This window comes from Bathymodiolus platifrons methanotrophic gill symbiont (assembly GCF_002189065.1).
Classification (GTDB): Bacteria; Pseudomonadota; Gammaproteobacteria; order Methylococcales; family Methylomonadaceae; genus Methyloprofundus.
The window spans coordinates 1-1,544 of the sequence record NZ_BDMN01000102.1 but is presented as its reverse complement, the minus strand read 5'-3'; the positions used below and the strand labels follow the sequence as shown (position 1 = coordinate 1,544).

Here is a 1,544-nt window from a genome sequence, read left to right as displayed (position 1 = left end):
GCGGGGAGTCGCTATTTTTGCGAAAGCTTGTTTTGGGCATCCCAGCCCAAGCAAGCAGCAAAAACTTAACGCGACCACTTATGCCTCCGGCGGCCCCGATTCGTCCTCGTCACCTCGTCCCGACCCAACAAGGGGTCGGAACATAGGCTCCAAATGACTTGACGCCGTGTCGGATGGCCTTTTATTTTGTCTCCACCTTCGCTAACGCTCAGACTCCGACAAAATAACGGCCCTACGGCTATCGCGGACTAAAAATCATCACTTCGCTTAGGCTACGTTTCCCTGATTTTCAGCGTACGATAGCTTTGACTGGCGGCTCTACAATGCCGATATCATTTTCGAGCTAAATCAATCAAAATCAGCGTCACATATTAGTTTACTAGATAGGAATACTGGTGAATGTCTTGCTTTAGAAGAAGAACAACAGCATGTCCCTCAATTTACTGAACAATTTCGAGAGGGTCGTTTAAAAACGAAAATATCTCCCGTTTTAGAAATGCGGGCATTATTTCCGTTGTCTCAATTACCACATCATGTTTATCGCTTAAACATTCTCAATAAAGATAAAAAAAACGATCTTACGCATTAAGTTCGATGAATATGAATCATTACCAAATCATATTTTCTTACAGCCATTAAAAGGCTATGAAAAAGCAGTTGAAAGAATCAGTTCTCTGTTACAAAACTCTCTAAAACTAAAACTAAAACCAACAGTATCTTGTTCAATTTTAGACCATGCTCTCAAACAACAGGGCCGGAAAGCTAAAGACTATAGTTCTAAACTATCCATACAGCTTGACCCGGATATGCGTGCTGATCAAGCAAGTATGATTATTTATCAGCAATTATTAGTTGCTATGCAAGTTAATGAGAGTAATACAATAGCCGATATAGATAGTGAATTTTTACATGATTTTCGTGTAGCAATCAGGCGCACACGAGCCGGCTTAAGTCAGATTAAAGGCACCCTGCCCCCATCTGCTGTCAGCCTTTATACTGATTTCTTTGCCTGGTTAGGAGAAATAACAGGTACTACACGCGATATGGATGTCTATTTATTGAGTTATCCATTGTATAAAGCAGCCCTTCCTGTCAGTTTGCATGCAGATATCATCCCCTTATATGATTTTCTCAAAGTAAAACAACAGCAGGCGCAAAAAGGGTTAGCCGACAAGCCCAACAGCCCTATTTACAGGAAACAATTACATAACTGGGAGCAGTTTTTAAAAGAACCTTTAGGAATGTGCACGAAATAACTTCCTGAAGCAGCCAAGCTTGAATAATGAAATATCTCCCCTAAATTAAGGTTATCTTAATTTATTACTCAGTGGTTGTCTTATGTCATTTCCTTATAAAAAAAATATCGAAAAGTCGATGAAGAAATTTTATGACTCACTTTGTGAAAAAAATAAGCGACGGTATGCCGCCATTGAAAGTGAAAAATTATCTCATGGTGGCGTTAACTATATTTCAGCTTTATTAGAGTGTGACCCAAAAACTATCCGCCAAGGAAAAAAAGAACTCACCGAATTAGAACTGGATAT

General features: G+C 39.7%; 1 protein-coding gene and 1 pseudogene. Both read left to right on the top strand.

Translation table 11 applies throughout. The features are described 5' to 3' along the window. The first annotated feature begins 806 nt into the window (after window positions 1–806). Window positions 807–1,256 carry a CHAD domain-containing protein gene (locus CDZ78_RS06385; RefSeq protein ID WP_087869256.1) on the top strand — a complete coding sequence of 150 codons (450 nt, stop codon included), beginning with the start codon at window positions 807–809 and terminating at the stop codon, window positions 1,254–1,256. 82 nt (window positions 1,257–1,338) lie between these two features. Then, a pseudogene (locus CDZ78_RS06380) lies at window positions 1,339–1,544 on the top strand (ISAzo13 family transposase); the annotation flags it as partial.